13 protein-coding genes are annotated in these 15,892 nt (G+C 71.9%); 6 read left to right on the top strand and 7 right to left on the bottom strand.

The features are described from left to right. The first annotated feature begins 56 nt into the window (after positions 1-56). Genes HUJ41_RS10080 through HUJ41_RS10070 form a run of 3 tightly spaced genes read left to right on the top strand, consistent with a single transcriptional unit; the run spans position 57 to position 4,081 of the window. A complete protein-coding gene (locus HUJ41_RS10080) occupies positions 57-1,082 on the top strand; it encodes a glycosyltransferase (protein WP_179872445.1) in 1,026 nt (341 codons plus the stop codon). Between the two features lie 33 nt (positions 1,083-1,115). Beyond that, complete coding sequence (locus HUJ41_RS10075) at positions 1,116-2,480, top strand: glycosyltransferase family 4 protein (RefSeq protein ID WP_179872444.1); 1,365 nt, start codon at positions 1,116-1,118, stop codon at positions 2,478-2,480. Next, positions 2,477-4,081, top strand: coding sequence for a DUF2142 domain-containing protein (locus HUJ41_RS10070; protein ID WP_179872443.1), 1,605 nt, complete (start codon positions 2,477-2,479; stop codon positions 4,079-4,081). Before HUJ41_RS10075 ends, HUJ41_RS10070 begins: the two co-directional genes overlap by 4 nt. Here HUJ41_RS10070 and HUJ41_RS10065 read toward each other — a convergent pair. The 5 genes from HUJ41_RS10065 to HUJ41_RS10045 form a co-directional block, all read right to left on the bottom strand. Continuing rightward, the gene (locus HUJ41_RS10065; RefSeq protein ID WP_152584113.1) at positions 3,998-5,248 is read right to left on the bottom strand and encodes an ATP-binding protein; all 1,251 of its coding nucleotides are present in this window, start codon (positions 5,246-5,248) and stop codon (positions 3,998-4,000) included. The two genes, HUJ41_RS10070 and HUJ41_RS10065, sit on opposite strands and share 84 nt — an antisense overlap. 104 nt (positions 5,249-5,352) lie before the next feature. Next, positions 5,353-6,534 (bottom strand): glycosyltransferase family A protein, encoded by a 1,182-nt coding sequence (locus HUJ41_RS10060; RefSeq protein WP_179872442.1) that lies wholly within the window; start codon positions 6,532-6,534, stop codon positions 5,353-5,355. After that, complete coding sequence (locus tag HUJ41_RS10055; protein ID WP_179872441.1) at positions 6,531-7,637, bottom strand: glycosyltransferase; 1,107 nt, start codon at positions 7,635-7,637, stop codon at positions 6,531-6,533. The genes HUJ41_RS10060 and HUJ41_RS10055 overlap by 4 nt, the downstream gene beginning before the upstream one ends. A gap of 7 nt (positions 7,638-7,644) precedes the next feature. Then, positions 7,645-8,043, bottom strand: a complete 399-nt coding sequence (locus HUJ41_RS10050; protein WP_179872440.1) for a DUF2304 domain-containing protein — start codon at positions 8,041-8,043, stop codon at positions 7,645-7,647. Between the two features lie 15 nt (positions 8,044-8,058). Next, a complete protein-coding gene (locus HUJ41_RS10045) occupies positions 8,059-8,748 on the bottom strand; it encodes a glycosyltransferase family 2 protein (RefSeq protein WP_179872439.1) in 690 nt (229 codons plus the stop codon). A gap of 30 nt (positions 8,749-8,778) precedes the next feature. On the opposite strand from HUJ41_RS10045, the gene HUJ41_RS10040 reads away from it, so the two are divergent. The 3 genes from HUJ41_RS10040 to HUJ41_RS10030 all read left to right on the top strand — a co-directional run bounded on the left by HUJ41_RS10040 (position 8,779) and on the right by HUJ41_RS10030 (position 12,913). Further along, positions 8,779-9,963 (top strand): glycosyltransferase, encoded by a 1,185-nt coding sequence (locus tag HUJ41_RS10040; protein WP_179872438.1) that lies wholly within the window; start codon positions 8,779-8,781, stop codon positions 9,961-9,963. Continuing rightward, positions 9,960-11,138 carry a glycosyltransferase gene (locus HUJ41_RS10035; protein WP_179872437.1) on the top strand — a complete coding sequence of 393 codons (1,179 nt, stop codon included), beginning with the start codon at positions 9,960-9,962 and terminating at the stop codon, positions 11,136-11,138. Before HUJ41_RS10040 ends, HUJ41_RS10035 begins: the two co-directional genes overlap by 4 nt. 77 nt (positions 11,139-11,215) lie before the next feature. Further along, a complete protein-coding gene (locus tag HUJ41_RS10030) occupies positions 11,216-12,913 on the top strand; it encodes a cell wall-binding repeat-containing protein (RefSeq protein WP_179872436.1) in 1,698 nt (565 codons plus the stop codon). 11 nt (positions 12,914-12,924) lie between these two features. Here HUJ41_RS10030 and HUJ41_RS10025 read toward each other — a convergent pair whose 3' ends face one another. Next, on the bottom strand, positions 12,925-14,721 hold the full coding sequence (locus HUJ41_RS10025) for an ABC transporter ATP-binding protein (protein WP_152582454.1): 1,797 nt from the start codon (positions 14,719-14,721) through the stop codon (positions 12,925-12,927). Further along, positions 14,718-15,884, bottom strand: a complete 1,167-nt coding sequence (locus HUJ41_RS10020) for a glycosyltransferase (protein WP_152582453.1) — start codon at positions 15,882-15,884, stop codon at positions 14,718-14,720. The genes HUJ41_RS10025 and HUJ41_RS10020 overlap by 4 nt, the downstream gene beginning before the upstream one ends. Between the last annotated feature and the right edge of the window lie 8 nt (positions 15,885-15,892).

Here is a 15,892-nt window from a genome sequence, read left to right as displayed (position 1 = left end):
GTGGTTCGAATCCTACCGGCGGGCCTCGGCGTGGTCGGCGGTCGTAGGCTGACGGGATGACCTCGCCCGCGCAGCCCGACCGGCTCACCGTCTCGGTCGCCCTGTGCACGCGCAACGGAGCGCAGTTCGTGGGCGAGCAGGTGCGCAGCATTCTCGCCCAGCGCCCCGCACCGCTCGAGCTCGTCGTCGGCGACGACGACTCGAGCGACGACACCGTCGCGATCGTCGAGGCCACCCTCGCCGAGGCGCGCGCCGCCGACCCTGCCGTGCAGACCGAGCTCGTCGTGCGACGCCACCGCCCGCCGCTCGGCGTCGTGGGCAACTTCGCCGATGCGATGGCGCACTGCCGGGGCGACCTCATCGCCCTGAGCGACCAGGACGACGTGTGGCGCCCTGACAAGCTCGACAGCCTCGTGCCCCTCTTCAGCGCGGATGCCCGGCTGCAGCTCGCGCACTCCGACGCGCGCCTCGTCGACGGCGAGGGCGAGCCCCTCGGCCTCACGCTTCTCGACGCGCTCGAGGCCACCGCCGCCGAGCGCAGCGGCCTCTCCGAGGGCGACGCCTTCGCGGTGCTCCTGCGCCGCAACCTCGTCACCGGCGCGACCGTCGTGCTGCGCCGCACCCTGCTCGAGCGCGCCGCACCGCTGCCCGCCGAGTGGGTGCACGACGAGTGGCTCGCCGCGGTCGCGGCGGCGCACGGCCCGCACGCCCTGCGCCTCGTGCCAGAGCCGCTCATCGACTACCGGCAGCACGGCGCCAACGAGATCGGCGCGCGCAAGCCCACCATGGCCGATCGCTGGGCGAAGCTGCGCGAGCCCCGCGACGGCCGCGCGCCGCTGCTCGCCGAGCGCACGCGCCTGCTCGCCGAGCACCTCGCCACGCTCGGCGTCGCGCCCGACCGCGTCGCGCAGGCGCGCGCGAAGCACGCGCACGAAGCCCGCCGGCGCGACCTGCCGCGCTGGCAGCCCGCGCGCATCCCGGCCATCGTCGCCGGTGCCGTGAGCGGACGCTACGGCCGCTACAGCCGCGGCGCGATCGACGTGCTGCGCGACCTCGTGCAGCCCGCCGGCGGGCGCTCATAGGATGGGGCGGCGGCACAACCGGGAAGGACCACCATGACGCGCGTCGTGATCCTCACCGGCGACCCTGTCGGGGCCGCGATGGCGGGCCCCGCGATTCGCGCCTGGAACATGGCGCTCGAGCTGCAGCGCCACGGCCACGACGTGCGCATCGTCTCGACGAGCGACTCCACGGAGCCGTCCGCGCGCGACGGCGTCACCGTGGAGCGGGTGCGCGCGGGCGATGACCGCGCCTTCCGCGCTCACGAGCGCTGGGCCGAGGTCATCGTCTTCCAGGGCTACGGCCTCGGCCAGTTCGACAGCCTGCGCCGCACCGACCGGTTCCTCGTCGCCGACGTCTACGCGCCCATGCACCTGGAGGCGCTCGAGCAGGGGCGCGACTTGGCCCGAGCGACGTGGAGCCTGCGCGTCGCGACGGCGCGCGACAGCCTCACCGACCAGCTGCGCCGCGCCGACCTCGTGCTGTGCGCGAGCGAGCGGCAGCGCCAGCTCTACCTCGGCCACCTCGCGGCGATCGGTCGGGTGACTCCCGCGACGTACGCGGGCGACCCCGAGCTGCGCGGCCTGCTGGCCCTCGCGCCGTTCGGCCTGCCCACCGAGCCGCCCGCACCCGGTCGCGCCCTGCGCGGCGTGCACCCCGCGATCGACGCCGACTCGCGCGTGCTGCTGTGGGGCGGCGGCGTCTACGACTGGTTCGACCCGCTCACCGTGATTCGGGCCGTCGCGCGGGCGAAGGGGTCGGTGCCGGGCATCCGCCTCGTCTTCCTCGGCACTCGCCACCCGAAGGTCGACGAGATGGGCATCGTGCGCCGCGCCGTCGACCTCGCCACCGAGCTGGGCGTCGAAGGCTGCGAGGTCGTCTTCAACGACACGTGGGTGCCCTACGACGAGCGCGGTGCGTTCCTGCTCGAGGCCGACGCGGGCGTGAGCACGCACCACGTGCACGTGGAGACCACGTTCGCCTTCCGCACGCGCATTCTCGACTACTTGTGGGCGGGGCTGCCGATGGTCGTCACCGAGGGCGACGGCTTCGCCGACCTCGTGCGCGAGGAAGGGCTCGGCGTGGTCGTGCCGGCGAACGATGAGGATGCTCTCGCCGACGCCCTGACCGCCGTGCTGACCGACACCGCCGCGGCCCAGCAGTATCGGGCGAACGTGGCCCGCGTGCGCGAGCAGTACACCTGGCCGGTCGTGCTCGAGCCGCTCGTGCGCTTCGTCGACGCGCCCCACCACGCCGCCGACTACGTGCCGGGTCGCGGCGGCATGGGCGCAGGCTCCGGCCGCGCGCGCCGCACCGCGGGGCCCGGTCATGCCGCGCGCATGGCCTGGCACCACCTGCGGCACTCCGGCGTCCGCGGTCTCGCGGCGCGGGTGCGCGCACGGATCGGGCGTCGCTCGTGAGCGAGCGCGGGGTCGCGCGGGCGGCGTCGCAGTTCGTCGAGCGTCGTCGGCCGCTCCTGCTGCTCGTGCTCGCCGCCCTCACCCTCGTGGCCTGGGCCTTCGCTTCGCCGATCGGCTCCTCGCCCGACGACGACTACCACCTGACGAGCTCGTGGTGCGCAGGGCCTGCCGCGGGTGAGCTGTGCGAGCCGGGAGAGGCCGCCGACGAGCGCGTCGTGCCTGAGGCGCTCACCGACATCGCCTGCTACGCCTACGACCCGCAAGCGAGCGCCGCGTGCCAGGGGGAGGAATTCGACTGGTCGACGAGCGAGACCGTCGAGACCGGGCGCGGCAACTTCAGCGGCGAGTATCCGCCCGTCTACTACGCCGTCACGGGGCTCCTCACGGGGGGCGACATCCAGGTGTCGGCGCTGCTCATGCGCCTGCTGAGCGTCGCGCTCTTCCTCGGCCTCAGCGCCGCACTGTGGAGCCTGCTGCCCGAGCGCCGCACGACCCTCGTGTGGGCGTGGCTCGCCACGATGGTGCCCCTCGGCACCTTCCTGCTCGCCTCCAACAACCCCAGTTCGTGGTCGATCATCGGTGTCGGCAGCAGCTGGCTCGCGTTGCTCGGCTACGTCGAGGCGACGGGGCGTCGGCGCATCGGCCTGGGCGCGGTCTTCGTCGTCTCGACTCTCGCCGCGGCCGGCTCGCGCGGCGACGCTGCGCTCTACGCGGGGCTCGCGATCGCCGTCGTGTTCGTGCTCACCGTCACCCCGACGTGGCGCTATGCGAAGCTCGCCGTGCTGCCCGCGGTCATGGCCGTCGTCGCCCTCGCGCTCTTCCTCACCTCGCGCCAGGTCGGCAGCGGCCTGCAGGGGTTCGGGGCGGGCGGCTCGGGCTCCGGCACCGGTGGTGCAGACGACGGCGGTCTCGAGGCCGTCATCACGGGCCCCGCGCTGCTCGCCTACAACGTGCTCAACCTGCCGTCGCTGTGGGCGGGCCTGCTCACCGAGGGCGGCCTCGGCTGGCTCGACGTGCAGATGCCCTCCCTCGTGTCCTTCGCCGTCGTCGGCGTCTTCGTCGTGCTCGCCTTCGTCGGCCTCGCCCGCGTCGAGCGGCGCCGGGCGATCGCCCTGCTGCTCGTCGGCGCCGTGCTCGTGGCCCTGCCGCTCTACGTGCTGCAGGCCGGCGGTGACCGCGTGGGCCAGCAGGTGCAGCCGCGCTACCTCCTGCCGCTCATCGTGCTCTTCGCGGGCCTCCTGCTGCTGAGCCGCACGGGCGCACCGCTGCGCATCTCGCGACTGCAGGGCTGGCTCATCGGCGCAGCTCTTGCGGGGGCGCATTTCGTGGCCCTGCACCTCACGATGCGGCGCTACATCACGGGCATCGACGGCGCCGGGTTCGACCTCGGCGCGGGTGCCGAGTGGTGGTGGGCCGGGCCGGTCGGGCCCAACGCCGTGTGGCTGCTCGGCGCGCTCGCGTTCGCGCTGCTCGTCAGTCTCGCGGTGCCGCTGCTGACGCGGCCTGCGGCGACCGCTCTACGCGGTCAAGTGCCCGAGGGCGATGACGGCGACGCCGTCACGGCGACGCAGGCTCGTCGTACCAGCAGTGATCACCGCTAGACCCGCGAGCCTCTTGGCTCGTTCGACGCTGACCTGCGACGCCAGGCGCTGAAGGTTCGTCGCAGCCCGTTCGATTGCCGTGTCTCCGCCAAGCTTGATCTCGATCGCTGCCCATCGACCGTTCGGCAGTTCGATGATCGCGTCTACCTCGAGCCCGCGCTCGTCGCGATATCGACCCACTGTGCCGCCCATCGTCTCGGCGTAGACGCGAAGATCACGAATCGCCAGCGACTCGAACAAGAACCCGAGGGTTCTGGGGTCATCGAGCAGAGTGGTCGCCGATGCGTCGAGACCCACCGCGGCGAGCGACGGGTCGACGAAGTGCCAGGTCGGCCTCACCCGCAATCGAACTGCCGATCGCAAGTGAGGGCGCCAAGCGGGAAGCTCTTCCAGAACCCCGACTCGATCGAGCGCGTCCAGATACTTGCGCACGCTCTGGGCCGAGACCGAGCCGCCGTCGATCTCCGCCTCGGCGGCGAGCCTCGCGGCTGGAGCCTCGGTGGCGACGTTGCGAGCGATCGCACGCAAGAGCGCGCGCATCCGCAGCGGATCGACTCCCTCGCCGGAGAGCGGAATGTCCACCCGGGTGATGTCATCGAGGTAGGCGTCGAGATACTCGGTCGCAGATCGTTCGGTCTGCTCGACCAGGGCGGGCCACCCGCCACGAACGATCAACTGGGCGTAGTCGTCGACACTCGGGCCGCCGATTCCGGAAATCTCGCCATCGTCGAAGAGGGACCCGAGCGCGACGCACGCGAGAGACTCCCCGCTCTCGCTCAAGGTCATAGGGCGCAGCCGCAACCGGCGAAACCGTCCAGCACCACTGTGGCGTGTGACATCGTCAGCGGGTGTCTGGGAGCCGGTCAGGATGAACTGCCCAGACCGACCCCGAGCGTCGACGGCATGGCGAACGGCGTTCCACACTGCGGGCGCGAGCTGCCACTCGTCGATGAGTCGGGGGGTGTCGCCTCGGAGCACCGTCTCTGGGGCCGCTTCAGCCAGTTCGAGGAGATCCGGCGAAGAGTCGAGCCTCACAGAGCTGGCCGAGTGTCGCAGGGCGGTCGTCGTCTTGCCTACCGCGCGTGCGCCCTCGAGAATCACGGCGCCGAATGTGTGTAGTGCTCGCTCGACAGCAGCATCGATGATGCGAGTGCGATAGTCCACCATCAGCACAAGATATCACTTTTGCGTAGATTGAGATATCACTTTTGCGCGGATTGGGATATCACTTTTGCGTGTACTCAGACATCACTTTTGCGTTTTCGCCCGCATCACCCTCGAGACGCCGGTGCGGTCGATGTGCCGTCGGGATTCGGTCGCGTAGCGGCCCGACGCAGACGCAGACGCAGCGGCAGCAGGGCCGACGCCGCCGCGAGCCTCAGGGGAGCATCCCGACGCAGGGTGCCGCCCAGGCGACGCGTCAGGAGCGTCGACGGGCGAGTGAAGCGGCGGCGCTGCGCGAGCAGATCGCGCACACGCGCCAGGTCGGGCTCGGGTGTGAGGAGAAGCTCGACCAGGCTCTCGTCGGAGCGCGAGAGGGAGCGCTCGAGACCGGGCGCGGCGTCGCGGGCGAGGTGCAGGAACGCTGCCGCGTGCGCGCACTCGTGCGCGGCCCGATCGTCCGGAACGTCGAGTGCACGCAGAGCGAGGCCCGGCAGCAGATGGATGCGCACCATCTTCGTCGCCACGAGCTGCCGATCGCGGAGCGCGAGAGAGCGGAACCACGCGCCGCGCAGCAGCTGCGCCGAGGCCGCCACCTCGGCGTCGAGCGGCTGCGGCGTTCGTGTGACCCGGCTAGGCGCGTCGTCGCCGAGCACGTAGGCGGGGGCGCGGCTCGCGAAGCGCACCGGGCGGCCCGAGAACCAGAGCCCCAGGCTCACGGGCTGGTCGGAGCCGTTCGTCACGCCCGTGCTGAAGCGCAGGCCCTCCTCGAGAATCGCCTCGCGCTCGAGCAGACCGCGCAGCGCCGTGCGGTACGGCAGGCGGTCGTGACGGGGGTGCAGGGCGCCCGCGTGCAGCGGCCGCACGGGCGGATTGAGCACGGCGCGACCGGAGGCGTGGCGCTCGGGCGCGATGACCGCGGCGAGGCCGTGGCGCTCGGCGAGGCGCAGCCAGTGCGCGAGGGCGCCGGGCTCGAGCCAGTCGTCGGAGTCGAGGAACGACACGTAGCGCGCGCGCGACCGCTCCAGCGCGAGAGTGCGCGGGCCCGCCGGGCTCGGCAGTCCGTCATCGCACGCGAGTACCGTCACGACCGCCTCGGTGGGCACGCTGGCGAGCATGTCCTCAGCGGCATCGACCGGCAGGTTGTGGGCCACGACCGTCACGACGATCTGGTCGCCCCAACGCAGACCAGACTCGGTGACGGACGCGACAGCGCGGGCGAGAGGCCGCGCGCGGTCGTGCACCGGCACGATCACCTCGACGGCGATCTCGGGACCGGGCACGTCGCTCATGCGGCGACCTCCCGGTAGTGGGCGTCGAGCTGCGCGGCACTCGCCGCGAGGCTGCGCTCCGCGACGACCCACTCGCGGGCGCGCACGCCCATCGCGCGGTGCTCTGTCGACGGCAGGGTCAGCAGGGAGTGCAGGGCGTCGCCGAGCGCAGCCGTGTCCCGCTCGGGCACGACGAGCCCCGTCTCGCCCTCGCGCACCATCTCGGGCGCCCCGCCGCTCGCGTAGGTGATCGCGGGCACGCCGCAAGCCTGCGCTTCGAGCAGCACGAGCCCCGCGGCCTCCCGCCACCCGCGGTCGAGCTGGGTGGGCAGCACGAGCGCCCGCGCACCGCGCAGCGCTTGCCGCACCCCGGCGCGCGGCAGCGAGCCGAGCACCTCGATGTGGGGGTGCGCGGCGGCTGCGGAACGCACCGCACTCTCGAGCGGTCCGGCGCCCACGACGCGCAGCCGGTGCGGCGTGCGCCCCTGCAGTGCCACCGAAGAGTCGAGCAGCTCGTGCAGACCCTTGGCGCGCGACCAGCGGCCGACGAAGACGAGGGCGGGAGCATCCCGATCGTCGGTCGGCCCCTCACCGGGCGTGAACCAGTCGGTGTCGATGCCCTGGTAGTGCACCTGCACGCGCTCGCTCGGGAACCCTGCGGCGATCGCCCGGTCGGCCAGGTAGCGGCTCACCGGCAGCACGCGGTCGCTGCGCTCGATCGTGCGGCGGATGCTGCGTCGGTGGAACGCCGCGAGGGGCGTGCGCGCGCGGCTCTCCGCCGCGACGACGTCGTAGCCGTGCAGCGTCGTCACGAGCGGCGCGGCAGCGCTCACCGCGCCGTGCGACCAGGTCGCGAAATGCTGGTGCACGAGGTCGGGCCCCCACGACCGGATGCGCCTCGCGTGCTCCCGCCCCGCGAGAACCGCGAGCCGCATGCGCCACGGCCACGAGCCGGCACTCTCGGGAACGACCGAGTCGATCGCGATCCCCACGTCGGGGTCGCCCACGCGCGCCGCCCGCGCGAACACCGCGAAGTCGTGCACGGCCGCGAGCTCGAGCGCGTGCTGCACGACGAAGTACGTCGGCGGCACGGGCAGCAGCCCGGTCGTGACGGCGATCCTCATGCGGCGCCTACTCGGTGGCGCTGCGGCTGGCGTCGCGTCGACCGGAGTCGAGCCGCGCTTCGAGCTCGCTGATGCGGTCGTTCAGACGCGCTTCGGTGAGGGTGATCTCGCGCGCGAGGCGCGTGTTGAGGCGCGCGAGCCGCACCGACCGCTTGTACTCGTTGACCGTGTACAGCAGGCCGATGATGATCGCGACGTAGAAGAGAAGGTCGGCGCCGCGGCCGATGCCGACGAGCTGCGCGAGCACGGTGAGCAGATCGGGCCAGATGATGACGACGATGCCGACGAGGATGCCGACGAGCATGACGAGGCGGCGGATCGCCAGGTGGCGGGGGCTCGGCGTGGAGCGCAGCAGGTAGACGGCGATGCCGATCAGGGCGAGAACGAGGATGATCTGGAACCACATGATGGCGGGCCCCTCTCAGTTGATGACGAGGTCGACGAGGATGTTGACCGAGTTGAGCAGCGACTGACCCTTCGCCTTCGAGTAGTCGGTGTAGACGACATGAACGGGATGCTCCGCCCACGGCAGCCGCGTACGACCCAGCTGCACGACGATCTCGGTGGCGTGCGCCATGCGGTCCTGGTTCAGCTCGATGCCCTCCGCGGCGTCGCGGCGCAGCACGCGCAGGCCGTTGTGCGCGTCGGTGAGGGTGAGCCCCGTGCTGACGTTGGTGACGGCGACCGCCGTCTTGAGCACGATCGTCTTGAGGAACCCGGGGCGCGTGCGGTCGTCGAGAAAGCGCGAGCCGAACACGATCGCCAGGTCCTCCTCGCGGGCGCGCTGCAGCATCGCGAGCGCGTCGACGAGCCGGTGCTGGCCGTCGGCGTCGAAGGTGACGATGTACTCGGCGCTCGGGTGGGTGAGCGCGTAGCTGATGCCCGTCTGCAGCGCCGCGCCCTGGCCGAGGTTGTGCGGGTGACGGATGACCCGTGCCCCCGCAGCCTCTGCGGCCGCGACCGAGTCGTCGCTCGAGCCGTCGTCGACGCACACGACGTGCGCGAAGCGGGTGCGCAGCTCGTCGATGACGCCGCCGATCATCGTCGCTTCGTTGTAGAGCGGAATGACGACCCAGCAGGTCGAATCGACGGCGTCGGGCATGAGTGTCATTGTGTCAGAGGCCGATAGCCTGAACGGGCCATGCGCATCCTCATCGCGTCACGCCTGTTCTTGCCGGAGCCCGCCGTGGCGGCGACCCGGCTGGGGGCGCTCGCGCGCGACCTCGCGGCGCGCGGCCACGAGGTCGAGGTGCTCACGAGCCGCCCGCCGCGCGGCACGAGCATCGAGGACGATCCGGGCGTGCGCGTGCGGCGCTGGCCCGTGCTGCGCAACCGTCAGGGCGCCGTGCGCGGCTACGTGCAGTACCTCAGCTTCGACGTGCCCCTCCTGGTGCGCCTGCTGCTGGCCCGCCGGGCCGACGTCGTCGTCGTCGAGCCGCCGCCCACGACGGGCACGGTCGTGCGCTGGGCGAGCCGGCTGCGCCGCACCCCCTACGTGTACTACGCGGCTGACATCATCTCCGACGCCGCCGCGCACGCGGGCACATCGCGCGCGGTCGTCGCCGTCGTGCGGCGGCTCGAGCGGGCGGCCGTGCGGGGTGCCGCGCGCGTGCTCTCCGTCTCGACCGACTTCACCGAGCGGCTGCTCGCCCTCGGCGCGCGCGCCGACACCCTCGCCGAGGTGGGCAACGGCGCCGACACGCGCGTCTACACGCCCGACGGGCCCGCTGTCGACGCGGCCCCGTACGCGCTCTACGCGGGAACAGCCAGCGAGGTGCACGGCGCCGCCGTCTTCGTCCACGCCCTCGAGCACGTCGACGGGTTGCGGCTCGTCTACCTGGGCTCGGGCACCGATCACGCGGCCCTGCGCGCGGCCGGCGAGCGTCGGGCCCCCGGCCGCGTTGATGTGCTGCCGACGGTCGCCCCCGCCGAGGCGGCCCGGTGGCTGCGCGGGGCGACGGTGGCGCTCGCGAGCGCGCGCCCAGCATCCGATGATGCCGCCGCCTACCGCTTCTTCCCCGCGAAGCTGCACGCGGCCGCCGCGTGCGGCACGCCGATCCTGTACGCGGGCGAGGGCTCCGGCGCGGTCTTCGCCGAGGATGCTCCGCTCGGCACCGCCGTGCCCTACGACCCGCGCGCGATCGGCGTCGCGCTGCAGCGCGCACTCGACGACCCCGCCACGCGCGAGCAGCGCGCCGCCTTCGCCGCGTGGGCGCTCGAGCGCGTGTCGCTCGCCGCGGTCGCGAGCCGCGCCGCCGACGCCGTCGAGCTCGCCGCCGCGACGCCGCACCGTCGCGCGCGCCCGGCGCGGGAGGCGCGCGCGTGAGCCGCCTCAAGCGCGTGGCGGGCCACGTGATCCGCGCGCTGCCCGAGGCGCTCGTCGGGCGGCTCCTGCCGGGGGAGTACCGCTACCGCCCCGCCGACATTCCCGCGCCGAGCCGGGCACCCGACACTCCCGTGCGCCTCTACATCGCGCCCGCGAACTTCGCCGGGCAGGCCTGGCAGTGGGCGCGCGCCGCCGAGCGTCACCTGCCGGGGGTCGGCGCGGTGTCGATGGTGGAGGTGCTGCGCGCCGGGTTCCGCCACCCCGCCGATACGGCGGTGCCGCGCGGTGTGTATGCGGCTTCCGGCCGATGGCAGGGCGTCGAGCGCGCCGTGGTCGCGCGCGACTTCACCCACCTCATCGTCGAGGCGGAGCGCTGGCCCTTCGGCGGCGTGCTGCTGGAGTCGGTCGACGAGCAGGTGCAGTGGGCGCTCGATCGCGGTCTGCACGTGGCGATGCTGTGCCACGGCAGCGATATCCGCCTGCCGAGCCGGCACGCCGAGCTCGAGGCCGACTCGCCGTTCCGCACTGCGCTCGGCGACCAGATCGCCCACTATCAACGGCTGACCGAGTGCAACCGCGCGTTGCTCGACCGGCTCGACCTGCCCGTCTTCGTGTCGACTCCCGACCTGCTGCGCGACGTTCCGCAGGCGACGTGGCTGCCGGTCGTCGTCGACGTCGATCGATGGGCGACGGATGCTGCGCCCCTGTCGCGCGCCGTGCCTCGCGTCGTGCACGCACCCTCTCGGGCCGCCATGAAGGGCTCCGAGCTCGTGGAGCCCACCCTGCATCGCTTGCACGAGCAGGGTCTCATCGACTACCGCCGGCTGGAGAAACTGCCCCACGAGGGCATGGTCGCCGCCTACCGCGACGCCGACATCGTGCTCGACCAGTTCTCGATGGGCATCTACGGGGTCGCGGCGTGCGAGGCGATGGCGGCGGGCCGCGTCGTCGTGAGCCACGTCGCCGACTTCTCGCGCGAGACAGTGCTGGCGGCAACGAGCCAGCGGCTGCCGATCGTGCAGGCCCGCGCCGCTGAGCTCGAGACGGTGCTGCGCGGCCTGCTCGACGACCGTGAGGCGGCGAGGGCGACGGCGGCTCTCGGCCCCGACTTCGTGCGCGCCGTGCACGACGGGCGCCGCTCGGCACAGGTGCTGGGGCCGTTCCTGCTCGGCTGAGTAGGGCCCGCTCGAGCCCGATTGGACAAGCCGAGATACGTCGATTAGCTTTCGAGAAAACTCCCTGAGAGGGTCTCATGCTTCGTCGTCGTGCCGGTCACCGGTCCCTTGTTCTCCCCGCTGCGGCGGCCATCGCTCTCGCCTGTCTCCTGGCTCCGCTGGGTGCAGTCTCGCCCGCAGCCGCGGACGTCAAGCTGGCGGTCACTGTGCTCTTCGACGACGGTTCTGGCCCCGTGGCGGTGCCCTCGGCGACAGTGCGCATCAGTCACAGCGAGCACGGCGTTGCCGCTGGCTGGTCGGGAGGGGCGAGGACCACCAACTCGGCCGGGACGGTCGAAGTGCGCAGCTTCGACAACTACGAGGGCTACGACTTCCATGTGCGCGCCGAGGCTCCGGGCGGCGACATTGGCGGCCACGCCGTCGTGCCCACCTACGAGAACGATGTCGTCGACGCCCGCCTGGCCGAGCCGCGCGTCGTGCCGTGGCGCTCCGCCTTCTCCTACACGCCCATCACGATCACACTGCGGCCGACTGCCGCCCTCACCGGCTCCGTGCAGACGACGTCGGGGGCGAGCGCGCGCGACCGCGTCACGGTGATCGCGTACCGAGAAAACTCGTCCGGTGACTGGGTTCCGGTCGCGCAGACTCGTACCGCGAGCTCCGGCGCCTTCACCTTCGGTTCCCTGCCGATCGGGCGCTACGTGGTCGAGACCCGGTCGGCGACGGGGTCGCTCGCGGTGGCGCGCACATTCCACCCCGCCGTGGCGAGTGCCGATGAGGCGACGGTCTTCACGCTGACCTCCGGCGAGACGGTGACAGTGGGTGCGGTGGTGGCACCGGTGTGGAATGTCGAGACGAAGAGAGTGTTCGGTGCCGACCGGTACGCCACGAGCGTGGCGGTGTCGAAGGCCATGAAGCCGTCCGGCGGGCCGATCTTCCAGCTCTACATCGCCAGCGGCGAGTCGTTCGCCGACGCTCTCAGCGCTGCCCCCGTGGCAGGAAGCACCAAGTCGCCACTCCTGCTCACCCCCAAGAACAGCTTCCCTTCGGCGACCGCGGCCGAGCTTCGCAGGCTTGAGCCAGAGATCATCACCGTTGTCGGTGGCACGGCGGTCATCTCGCGCTCGGTCGAGCGCAGAATCCAGCAGATCGCCGATGCGTGGGGCGGGGAGGTCTCGCGCGTCGCGGGCGCTGACCGCTACGAGACCTCCGCCAAGCTCATCAACAGCGGCGCGTGGAGGTCACCGCGCAGCCGCATTGTCATCGCGACCGGCACGAACTTCGCGGATGCCCTGTCGGCCGCGGCTGCCGCTGGCTCTGAACGGATGCCCGTCCTTCTGGTCGACGGAAACGCGAGCAGCTTCAGCCAGACGACCCTGGATGCGCTGGAGGACTACGAGCCGTCGCTCGTCTACGTCGCAGGGGGCCACTCCGCGGTGTCTGCTCTGGCGGTGAACCGATGGGAGAGGGAGTACGGCCTAGCCAAGGTCACCCGCTTCAGTGGCGATGACCGCTTCGAGACCGGTGAGCTCATCAACGACTTCTTCTTCGACACGAACGACAACGCGCTCATCGCCAATGGCCTCAGCTTCCCCGACGCCCTCGGCGCCGCGCCTCTCGCCGTGAGTCTCGGCGGCCCTCTGCACCTGAGCCTGCCGACGTGCGTGCGACCCGAGCTTCGCGCTCTGCTGCTGGAACAGGGGTCGAGCTCGCTCACCCTCGTCGGTGGCCCGAGCGCTCTGAGCGGCCGAGTGGAGTCGCTCAGAACCTGTTAGGTGGGTCGGCGCTACCGCAGCTCGCCGTCGCCGAGACCGGCGAGCTTCACCTGCTGGGCGAACTCGGGCACGGTCGCGGCGAGCTCGTCGAAGGGCCCCGCGCCCACGAGGCGGCCGCCGCTCATGAAGAAGATGGTGTCGGCGTTCTTGACGGTCGAGAGCCGGTGGGCCACGGAGACGACGGTCGTCGAGCCGCGCAGCTCGGCGATCGCGGCGGCCACGGCGGCCTCGGTGCGGGTGTCGAGCGCGCTCGTCGCCTCGTCGAGCACGAGCACGAGCGGCTGCGCGTAGAGGGCGCGGGCGATGCCGAGCCGCTGACGTTGACCGCCGGAGAGCGCGAGGCCGCGCTCGCCGATGGGCGCGTCGATGCCGCCCTCGCGCTCCTCGATGACGTCGAGCAGCTGCGCCATCGCGAGGGCTTCGCGCACGCGCTCCCGATCAAAGTCGGCGCTCCAGGTGAGCGCGACGTTCTGGGCGACCGTCGAGTCGAAGAGCGAGACCTCTTGGGGAACGTAGGCCACGCGGCTGCGCCACCAGCGGGTCACCTGATCGAGGGGGATGCCGTCGACCGTCACGGTGCCCTCGCTCGGCGACAGGAGCCCGAGCATGAGGTCGACCATCGTCGACTTGCCGGCGCCGGAGGCACCGACGAGGGCGGCGACCGACCCGAACGGCAGGGTGAGGCCGACCTCGCGCACGGCGTCGTCCGCCTCGGGGGAGTAGCGGAACGAGACGCGCTCGAACACCATCTCGCGCGGGGGGTCGGGGGGCGTCGCGGTGTCGCGCTCGTCGATGCCGCGGCCCGCGGTGCGCTCGCTGCGGGCGATCTCGTCGAGCACGCGCTCGGCGTGCGGTGCCGCCATCTGCACCTGGTTCACGACCGACTGGAAGCGCACGATGGAGGGCGCGATGCGGAAGCCGGCGAGGCCGAACAGAGCAACTGCGGTGATGGCCCCGGTCGTGCCGCCGGTGAGGAAGCCGGTGACGCCGACGAGCAGGAAGCCGCCGATGATGCCGGCCTCGAGCACGTAGCGCGGCACCTCCTTGAGGAAGACGGCGTTGCCGCGGGCCCGCGCACTGTGCCAGCGGTTCGCCCGCACGACGTCGCCGATCGCGCCGAGACGGTCGCGCAGCGTGATCTCCTTGAGCGCGCCGATCATCTCGGTGATGAGGCGCGAGGTGCGCAGCGAGTAGCGCAGGGTGACGGCGCCCGCCTCGCGCGAGCGGCGGGTGACCCAGAAGTACAGCATCGCGCCGATGAAGCCCAGGTAGAGCAGTGAGATGAGCGCGACGGTCGGCTGGGCGATCGCGAGCACGCCGAGCACCGCGACGAAGCTCATCGCCTCGCCGAGCAGGGTGGCGCCCGGCAGCAGCAGGCCTGCGATGACGACGGCGACGCTATTGTCGGTCAGCCGCACGAGGTCGGCCGAGTTGCGCTTGAGGCGCTCCGTCCACGATGCGGCCACGTAGGTCTCGAACAGGCGGCTGCCGAGGTCGAGCTCGTAACGCGCGAAGCGGCGGGTGGCGCCCCACAGCAGCACGACGGCGATGACCGACTTCGACATGATCAGCACGCACACGAGGCCGAGCAGCAGGATGAGCCCCTGATCGTCGACCTGGCCGATGATCGGAAGGTCGACGGGGCTGTTGGAGAGGATCGGGCCGATGACGACGGCGAGCAGGGCGACCGCGATGGCGTCGAGGATCGCGAGCATGCCGAGCGTCACCGAGTAGATGATGAGGAACGGCTTGGCCTGCGGCGGCAGAATGCGCAGCACGCCCATCGCGGCCCTCCACGCCGACTTCATCGTGCCCCCACCGTTTGCAGCAGGTTCTGCTTCTCGTTCTCCGAGTGCAGCACGGGCGCGGCGGCGTGCGCGGCCTCCTTGAGCTGCTGCACCTTCTCCGCCGTGAGCGCGTTGAGTAGCTCCGCGGTCTTCTGCGCGCCCCACGGCTCGACGACGACGCCGAAGCCGTAGGGCTCGTGCTCGGCGATCATGACCTCGTTACGGCCCGTGACGACCCCGATGCGCCCCTGCACGGCTTCGAAGAGCTTGTTGGGCAGCATGTAGCGCACATTGGGCGACACGGGCCGGTAGACCATCATCGCGAGGTCGTACTCGTTGATGGTGCGCGCGATCTCCTTGACCGGCACGCCGGGCCGAAGCACGATGCGGTCGCCGTGCGGCGCCGCGATGCGCCGCACTTCGTCGATCATCGCGTCGTCGCCGGTGAGCATGAGCGTGAGCTCGAAGCGGTCGTCGACGAGCCCCATCGTGTCGATGAGATCGCGCAGGCCCCGCTCCCAGTGGGCGAGGCCGTGGTAGATGAGGCGGATGCGCTGCGGGTCGACGGCCCGGGGCTCCTGCTCGACGTACTCAGGGATGTTGCGCACGACCGCGGGCCGGGGCATCCCGCGATCATGCTCGTAGTAGTCGGCGAGGCGCTGCGACACGGTCGAGCGCGTGGTGAACTGCGGGTCGCCGAGCCGGCGGGTGAGCCAGCGCTGCCAGCTCCACGCGAGCAGCCCGAAGGGCGTGCGCTCGCGCATGCGCTGCGTGAAGTACTCGTGCATGTCGAGGTGGAGGTGCGTGGCGGTGAGCCCGCCGAAGACGTCGCGGTCGCGGCTCCACGGTGCCAGCTCACGATCGTTGAAGACGATGAGGTCGTAGGTACCTGCGCGCACCGCGTCGGCTGCGTCGGTGGGGATGCGCTGCTGGATGATACGGCGAAATTTGGCGCTGTTCGTCATGAGGCCGTGCAGCACGAGCTGCCGCCACGGGCTCGACTCCCACACGGTCGGCGGCAGCAGCTCATAGTGGGTGCGCACCTGGGGGCTGGGGTGCGGGCCGAAGCCGAGGGTGTCGACCACCCAGCCGGCGTCGGTGAGCCAGTCGATCTCGCGGCGCACGCGCGGGTCGTTGAGAATCTCGCTGGGAACAGCCAGCAGGGCGACGCGCTCGGTCGGCATGGGCGGTG

This window comes from Microcella indica (genome assembly GCF_013414345.1).
GTDB lineage: Bacteria > Actinomycetota > Actinomycetes > Actinomycetales > Microbacteriaceae > Microcella > Microcella indica.
This window is presented reverse-complemented; position numbering and strand designations above follow the sequence as displayed.